Annotated in this window: 7 protein-coding genes; 5 read left to right on the top strand and 2 right to left on the bottom strand. The window is 60.4% G+C overall.

Features of this window, described 5'->3' with window-relative positions; translation table 11 throughout:
- Window positions 1–61: 61 nt before the first annotated feature.
- The 3 genes from WB528_RS13945 to WB528_RS13935 all read left to right on the top strand — a co-directional run bounded on the left by WB528_RS13945 (window position 62) and on the right by WB528_RS13935 (window position 2,458).
- The gene (locus WB528_RS13945) at window positions 62–205 is read left to right on the top strand and encodes a hypothetical protein (RefSeq protein WP_423889000.1); all 144 of its coding nucleotides are present in this window, start codon (window positions 62–64) and stop codon (window positions 203–205) included.
- 605 nt (window positions 206–810) lie between these two features.
- Window positions 811–1,035 (top strand): hypothetical protein, encoded by a 225-nt coding sequence (locus WB528_RS13940; RefSeq protein WP_423888999.1) that lies wholly within the window; start codon window positions 811–813, stop codon window positions 1,033–1,035.
- An 865-nt stretch (window positions 1,036–1,900) separates the two neighbouring features.
- A complete protein-coding gene (locus WB528_RS13935; RefSeq protein WP_423888998.1) occupies window positions 1,901–2,458 on the top strand; it encodes a PAS domain-containing protein in 558 nt (185 codons plus the stop codon).
- 8 nt (window positions 2,459–2,466) lie between these two features.
- Here the strand turns inward: WB528_RS13935 and WB528_RS13930 are convergent, their stop codons facing one another.
- Complete coding sequence (locus tag WB528_RS13930; RefSeq protein WP_423888997.1) at window positions 2,467–3,639, bottom strand: OpgC domain-containing protein; 1,173 nt, start codon at window positions 3,637–3,639, stop codon at window positions 2,467–2,469.
- A 304-nt stretch (window positions 3,640–3,943) separates the two neighbouring features.
- A complete protein-coding gene (locus tag WB528_RS13925; RefSeq protein WP_423888996.1) occupies window positions 3,944–5,095 on the bottom strand; it encodes a zinc-binding dehydrogenase in 1,152 nt (383 codons plus the stop codon).
- A 403-nt stretch (window positions 5,096–5,498) separates the two neighbouring features.
- On the opposite strand from WB528_RS13925, the gene WB528_RS13920 reads away from it, so the two are divergent.
- Both WB528_RS13920 and WB528_RS13915 read left to right on the top strand, forming a co-directional pair.
- A complete protein-coding gene (locus tag WB528_RS13920) occupies window positions 5,499–6,665 on the top strand; it encodes a CynX/NimT family MFS transporter (RefSeq protein ID WP_423888995.1) in 1,167 nt (388 codons plus the stop codon).
- A gap of 82 nt (window positions 6,666–6,747) precedes the next feature.
- A complete protein-coding gene (locus tag WB528_RS13915; RefSeq protein ID WP_423888994.1) occupies window positions 6,748–7,362 on the top strand; it encodes a PilZ domain-containing protein in 615 nt (204 codons plus the stop codon).
- Window positions 7,363–7,539 lie beyond the last annotated feature (177 nt).

Below are 7,539 nucleotides of genomic sequence, written 5' to 3'. Positions count from 1 at the left end.
CCGTGGGTGGACATCAAGCGCGGAGGTTTAATTTCGCCTCCCGCATCCCCACATATCGTTTATGACCCAATGGAAATCGACACGCGAGCCGTCAAAGACCAAGGCTGAGCTTTACGAGATGCTGGCCGAGGCCGTCCGCAATACGCAGGCCGAGAATAAGCGCCTGCAACGGGCCAAGAAAGATCGCGGCGAAAAGGCCGCCTGACTCATTTCTGAGTGCAAGAACGTTCGGCTGGCCAAGCCAGTCCCCCTAGCCCCCCAGCCTGTAGTTCTGACACGAGCGAACCTCGGCACGCCGCCCGCGCCGGGGTCGTTTTTCTTATGCAGCATATCGGACCACACGCAAAAGCCGCCAAGGTCTCCCTCGACGGCTCGTGCCGTTGCGTTTGCGTAGAGGTACTGTGTCGAGCGGTTGTCGAACGCAGCCCGTGCTCGCTCTTATTTGGACGCAGGCGACCTTCTATGAGGCCGTTGGGTGCGTTGCCAGTCTCGGGCCAACGATCCCCGATCCTTGTGACATGTGACTGACTGCGATGCTCTTCAAGCCAGCACTGCTGCCCTAACGATGATTGCTCAACGAAAAGGGCGACCCTTGCGAGCCGCCCTCTATGGTCGTGTGGTCGAACGGCCCAAGGCACAATTTGTTGCTACTCGGCAGCGTGTGGGACCACGACCCGGTTCTTCGGTCTTGTCGGGAGCCGGTTCCCCGGCGTTAAACCTAATGAGCAAGCTTAACTTGTAGGTTTCCTTGCGGCGCACCTTCGCTGCGCTATCGTCATTTCGCCGGTCACTAACTGTTGGAGGTGATCCATGAGAGGCAAAAAGGACTCCGCGCAACAAGACGCAGGGCGGACTTTTCAGCGCGGCCCTAAGCCGGTCGCGACGGAATACGAAACGGTGCAGGAAGCCTTCCGAAAAAATTTCGAACGGTTGAAGGCGGAGCGTTTGGCTAGGGAAGCGGCGAAGTCCGACGACGAACAACGGCAAGGACCGAATGGCAAAAGACAGTTACACGAGACCGCAAAAGAGCACTAAGGCTGAGCTGCATGCGATGCTGGCCGAGGCGGTCCGCAATACACAACCTCAGTCGGTCCGCAACGAGCAATCCGAGCCGAAGCGCAAAACGCGGCCCGAGCCGAAGCGCAATACGCGAACGCGACCCGCGTCGAAGCGCACGGCCAAAAATAAAAGAGTTCGCCGCTAGGTGCAGCACACGCAAAAGCCGCCAAGGTTCCCCTCGACGGCTCTCACCGTTGCGTTGCGCTTGCATGGAGGTATGGCCATAGCCAAAGCGGCCTTGCCGTGGGTGCCGTCCTAAAAATGGGGCGTCCAATGTGTCGGGACAACGATCCCCGATACCACGGCATCTGTGACTGGCGCTGACGTCGATCAAGCCAGCGCTGCTGCCCTAACGACGTAATGCATTGGGGCCGGTCCGCCCGCCGCTACCCGGCCCGGAGCGGGCCGCTTTACGGCCTTCCTACGCCTTATCCCTTTACGGGACTAAGACGGGTAGCCGCTCCAAGAACACTTTTCAAAACGAAAAAGGGAGGGCTCTGAGAAAGCCCTCCCTCTTTGGACGTTGGCCTTGGCTAGCGCGGGACGCCGGGGTATCCCCACCCCTCCCCGCCTAGATGACCAATCTGTTCGACGCCGCATGTGCCTTGCCGGGCCTGGAGAAACGCGGCGAGGTAATCTGATGGATCAGACCCTAGCAGGTTGGCCGCCCTCGCCAAGTCCATCGTTAATTTAACGTTAATGGCGCAAACCCCGCCCCCGAGCCCGCTTCGGCATGGACGCTGCAAGGCTGTTTCTGCACAACGGAACATAGCAATGCGCGTGCGCAGAAACGGGACAGAGATGTGCCATTTGCGGTGGGCGCGGGGGCGATAGTCACGACATGAAGCATCCATCAACTCAGGAATTCTTCGCTTATTGGGACGAAAAGCGGGCCGATGCCCGTGCACCCGACCGCAGCGCCATCGAACCCGATGCGGTTCGGGAACTATTGGGCGATATCTTCGTGCTGGCCTGCGACGAGGCTAACCGTTTCCCGTTTCGCGTGGCCGGCACGCGACTGTCCGCCCTGCTCGGCCGCGATCTGAAGGGTGAAAGCTTTCCTCAATTGTTCGAAGCCGAAGGCCGGCGCAACATCGAGGACATCATCACGGCGGTGACGGAAGACCTGCTGGCTGTCGTCGCCGGCATCACCGCAACCTCCGACGAGGGCTTGGCGCATCTGGAATTGCTGCTGCTCCCCTTCAATCACCGCGCCCACGTGCCGCTCAGCCTGACCGGATTGCTCGCGCCGTTCGAGAGCGGTCACAGCTCTTTGCGGGATTTCAAGCTGACCTCATGGCGATATCTCGGCCACCGCCCGCCCGAACGCCTCGTTCCCCGCGCCCTGCGCAAGTTGAAGCTCGCGCGCGGGCTCATGGTCTACGAAGGCCTGCGTTAAGCAAGCCGTCAGGCCTTGCCCGGTTCGAGTGCAGCCTTGCCCTCGATCTCCGCGGCATCGACAAACAGGTCGGGGACCTTGTCGGCGCGATCCAACACCCACGCAATCCCGATCATGACGAGGATTCCGGCGGCGCTGATCACCAGCTGCTCCCACACGCCTCTCGTATACTGCATCAGCACCCAGTGCGCCGCAAAGGACAGGAACACCCCGAAGCAGAAGATCGGCAGCGAGTGCTGGCCGCACATGACCATCGGACGCAGCCATTTCGAGGTGAGCGCGGGCCAGTTGTGCGGCACGAAGCGCGCTACGACAAACGCCAGCGCGAGAAAGTGAGTGAAGCGCAACATATCGAGATCGGTCTTGTCGATCGGATACATCATCTTGTTCAGCCAGGCCGGCACCCACCATCCGAGGATCGCGAAATGCCAGCTCACCACGACCAGGAAACCGAACAAGATCCATAGTAAAGCCACGGCCAGCCCGAGGCGCGATTGAATGATCGGCCAAATCCTGCTCGCGCCGCCGGTGCCGCACCAGGCGGCGAAGATGAACATCAGCTGCCAGGCGAAGGGATTGAAATACCAGCTGGTGCCGGGCGGGTAGGATGCGAGATTCCAGTCGAACTTGCGCGCGAAAATATAAAGCACGATCGAACCCAGCAGCGTCAGATTGGGCCGGCGCACCATCGCCCACAGCATGAACGGCGCGGTCGCGATCAGGGTGATGTAGAGCGGCAAGACGTCGAGATTGACCGGCTTGTAGCGCAGCGTAAGCGCCTGCCCGATCAGCACGTCCGGATGCAGCAGAAAATTGTGGACGTTGAATTCGTCTTCATACAGCGGATTGTCGAATTTCCGCACCGTGCGGGCGATCTGCGCGGTGAAGACCAGAAACAGCATGATGTGGGCGACGTACATCTCCATCGCCCGTTTCCACAACCGCTTCAGCGCCGCCAGGAAATGACCGGCCTTGATGATCGGGCCGTAGATGAAGCCAGCCAGATAACCGGAAATGAAAACGAAAAACTCGGCCGCATCGCTGAAGCCGTAGTTGCGCAGCGTCAGCCAGGAAACGACGTCGTGCGGGATGTGATCGAGAAAGATCATCCATAGTCCGACGCCACGGAACAGGTCGAGCCTGAGATCGCGCTCGACGGATACCTTATCCTGCTCAGCCATGATGCCCCATCCGATTTGTCAGGCGATGACGCAAGTTACAGGCGATAAATCAAGCTTTGGTCCAGCTTCCCTCCCGCATTGATACCTACCGGCCTGTTGGCGTCAATCTAGTGGTCCGATTCTAACATTTGCATCCCACTCTGGCTGGCACTTTTTGCAAATGTTAGAATCAAAGGACCACTAGTAAATATCGGCTTCTAGTGGAGCTTTGGATTTGACATTCGCTTTGCGAATGCGCGGCTACGGGGTAGCGAATGTCAAATCCACTCCACCAGGAGGCTGGCCGGGTTCGATGGCCCCCACCCTACTCCACCAGCTCCGGCCACGGCACGATGGTGGATTTGACGGTTTTCATCGCCATGGCGTCGGCGACCGCCCGGCCGATCCCTTCTTCGGTAAACGGATAAATCGTCTGCATGTCGAGCCACGGATATTTGCCGCGGGTACGGTAGAGCATGTCGACCCCGAGCGGCAGGTCGTTGCCGGTGAATCCCCAGGATCCCAGCACGTTGAGGTCCTTGGTGCAGATGCGGTGCCACGAGGTTTCGATCGAACCGGCGTCGGTGAACTGTCCCATCTCGACATAGGTACCGCCGTCACGCAGCATTTCGATGCCTTCGGGGCCGGCACTCGGATGACCCGAACAATCCATGACGAGGTCGGCGCCAAAGCCGCCGACGATATCCCGCACCCGCTTGATGCGCTCTGCCGGCGTCTTGACCGCCTCAATATCGACGGTCGCCTCCGCGCCGAACTTCCGCGCCAGCGCAAGTCGCGGCTCTTCCGGCGCACCGACACAGATCACCCGCCCTGCCCCCATCTCGCACGCAGCGGCAACCGCGAGAATTCCGATCGGGCCCGAGCCCTGGATGACGACCGTATCGCCCCAGGTGAAACCGCCGGCGCGGCTGGCGCGATTGAAGGCGCGGATGCAGGACGTGAGCGGCTCCGACAATGCGCCTAGCCGCAACGACATGTCGTCTGGCAATTTGTAGATCTTGGTGCCCGGCAGCATCTCAAGATCGACATAGACATATTCGGCCCAGCCGCCCCACAGATGCGGGGCCTTCTCAAAGCCGAGATAACGGCCGTAATAGACCGGCGTCAGGCATTTATTGGCGCTCTGGGGATAGTGAATGCAGTAGTAGCAACGGCCGCACGGCATCAGCGGCGGGATCATGACTTTCGATCCCGCTTTCAGCGGCTTGCTCATGAAATCTTCAGCGAATTCGGAACCGACCTCGACGAGCACGCCGCCGATCTCGTGGCCGAGCGTGAACGGCCAAGGCAATGGTTTTGGCCAATGGCCTTTGAGGATATGCAGGTCGGTGCCGCAAACGCCGCACGCCCCGACCTTGATCAGCGCCGCCTTCTTTCCGATTTTCGGCCACGGCACGGTGCGGATGACCGGCTGCGCGCCGGGGCCGTCATAGGTGCAAACGCGGATCTGCGCCATCGGTTGTTTCTCCCGGCCCTCTAGGGTCCTGATTCCGAAGTCCGCATGATTTTGCGGGGCCGCGTTTGCCAACTTCGGAATCGAAAGGACACCAACCAAATTATTGATCTAGTGGTCCGATTCTAACGGTTCGCATCCCGTCTCAGTGGCCACTTTTGCGAATGTTAGAATCAAAAGGACCACTAGCAAATATAAGTTTCTAGTGGAGTTTTGGAATTTGCCGCGTGTGCTGCAGATGCCTCAAACGGGGACACTGGCGTTTGACGGCATTGTTGCCCGGAAACGTACGTGAACCAGGCGGAGATGCCAACGTCCGGCTCCAACGGTTCGAATTTCCGGCACAATTGACAGGCGCGTCGCACAGCTTCAGGCTGTGCCGAAATTCAGATTGGGGAATGAGGCGTTGCAGAACCGTTGGGCCGTCCTCACCGTGCTGTTCACGGTTCGCCTCACCATGGCATTTCAATTCCAGAGCGTCGCGGCGGTCGCCCCGCTGCTTGGCCCCGCGTTCGGCGTCGGGCTTGCCGATGTCGGAACACTGATCGGGCTCTATTTTGCGCCTGGCGTGGCACTCGCGTTGCCGGGCGGCGCGATCGGAAGGATGTTCGGCGACAAACGAACGGTGCTTGCGGCCTTGCTGCTGATGTTGGTCGGCGGCCTTGGGATGGCGCTCTCGCATTCCTGGTCGGTACAAATCGCCGGCAGGCTCATCGGCGGCGCCGGCGGCGTCATGCTCAACGTGCAGATGACGAAGATCGTGGCCGACTGGTTTGCCGGCAAGGAAATCGCGACCGCGATGGCGATCTTCGTCAATTCATGGCCGGCCGGTATCGCGCTTTCGCTGCTGGCGCTTCCCGTGATCGGAACCGACCACGGCATCGAAGCGGTCTATCTCGCAGTCGCGGCCGTGATCGGCGCGGCGCTCGGCCTATTTGCGCTGACCTATCAACCCCCGGCGCAAGCCGCATCCACCGCCGCAATGCCTTCCGCGCGGCTTGATCGCCGGGCGGCGACCGCGGTGGTGACAGCGGGGTTGATCTGGGGACTCTTCAATATCGGCTTCGCCATGATCTTCAGCTTTGGGCCTACCATGCTGGTCGAGCACGGCTGGTCGATAACGGCCGCGGGCTCGGTCATCAGCTCTGCGCTGTGGCTTGGGGTAGCCTCGGTGCCTCTTGGCGGCTTTCTCGCCGATCGCAGCGGTCGGCCCGCTCTTCTGCTGACGATCGGCTGCGTCGTGTCCGCGATGTTGATGGTTGCCCTGCCCCGCAGCAACGCGGTGATCCCCATCATCGTCGCACTTGGCATGGTCTTTGGCCTGCCGGCGGGGCCGATGATGAGCCTGCCTGCACGAGTGCTGCGGCGCGAGACGCGCGCGATCGGGATGGGCATTTTCTACACCCTTTATTATGGCACGATGATGCTGGGGCCCGCTGTCGGCGGCGCGCTTGCGAAATGGACCGGGAGTGCGGCGATAACGCTGGATTTCGGCGCCGCATTACTGCTGGCATGCCCGGTGCTGTTATTGGGATTTCACCGGATTTCGAGGGTCGCTCCGGCCGCAACGTGAATACCCGCTGTCGATAACGGCTCGTTAACCCTGCCGGCCGTAGGGTCGAAGGGCACCGAAAGCCGGTGTTCTGGCGGCGAAGATGGCGTTAGCAAACAAGAAATCTGTTCTTCCGTCCGCCGAAGAGCGGCGGCGCTTCCAGCGGGTCAAGGTTCACCTGCTGGGGCGCTACATGCTGCCGGATCGGCGCGAATTTCCTTGCCAGATCATCAATATGTCACCGGGTGGACTGGCGCTGCTCGCGCCCGGCATCGGCAACGTCGGCGACCGGGTGATCGCCTATCTCGACCATATCGGGCGGGTCGAAGGCCGGATCACGCGCATCATCGACAACGGGTTTGCGATGACGGTTGGCGCGACCGCGCGCAAGCGCGACAAATTGGCCGCGCAACTGACCTGGCTTGCCAACCGCGACATCCTCAATTTGCCCGAGGATCGTCGTCACGATCGTATCATTCCGCGCAATCCGATTTCGTTGCTCACGCTCGAAGACGGCACCAAGATGACCTGCCGCATCATCGACATGTCGCGTTCGGGCGCGGCGATTGCGGCCGAAAACCGCCCGCCGCTGAAATCGCTCGTGATGCTCGGCAAGGTCCAGTCGCGGGTGGTGCGCAATCTCGAGGAAGGCTTTGCGCTCGAATTCGTCCATGAGCAGGTGGCCGAGACGCTCGAGGATGCCGTCATCGCCCGTTAGCGTCGCGGATCAAGACTCTGGTGGTCCGATTCTAACATTCGCATCCCGTCTCAGTGGCCACTTTTGCGAATGTTAGAATCAAAAGGACCACTAGCAAATATAAGTTTCTAGTGGAGTTTTTGGATTTGACATTCGCTTGACGAACTCGCGGCCAGGTGGGTAGCGAATGTCAAATCC

The organism is Bradyrhizobium sp., assembly GCF_049586575.1.
GTDB lineage: Bacteria > Pseudomonadota > Alphaproteobacteria > Rhizobiales > Xanthobacteraceae > Bradyrhizobium.
The sequence above is the reverse complement of the archived record's forward strand: the minus strand, read 5'-3'. Positions and strand labels throughout refer to the sequence as shown.

What these genes read in the sequence shown, in the direction of transcription:
- WB528_RS13945 (WP_423889000.1), top strand. Translation starts at nt 62, where the DNA reads ATGACCCAATGGAAATCGACACGCGAGCCGTCAAAGACCAAGGCTGAG.
- WB528_RS13915 (WP_423888994.1), top strand. Translation starts at nt 6,748, where the DNA reads ATGGCGTTAGCAAACAAGAAATCTGTTCTTCCGTCCGCCGAAGAGCGG.
- WB528_RS13930 (WP_423888997.1), bottom strand. Translation starts at nt 3,639, where the DNA reads ATGGCTGAGCAGGATAAGGTATCCGTCGAGCGCGATCTCAGGCTCGAC.
- WB528_RS13935 (WP_423888998.1), top strand. Translation starts at nt 1,901, where the DNA reads ATGAAGCATCCATCAACTCAGGAATTCTTCGCTTATTGGGACGAAAAG.
- WB528_RS13940 (WP_423888999.1), top strand. Translation starts at nt 811, where the DNA reads ATGAGAGGCAAAAAGGACTCCGCGCAACAAGACGCAGGGCGGACTTTT.
- WB528_RS13925 (WP_423888996.1), bottom strand. Translation starts at nt 5,095, where the DNA reads ATGGCGCAGATCCGCGTTTGCACCTATGACGGCCCCGGCGCGCAGCCG.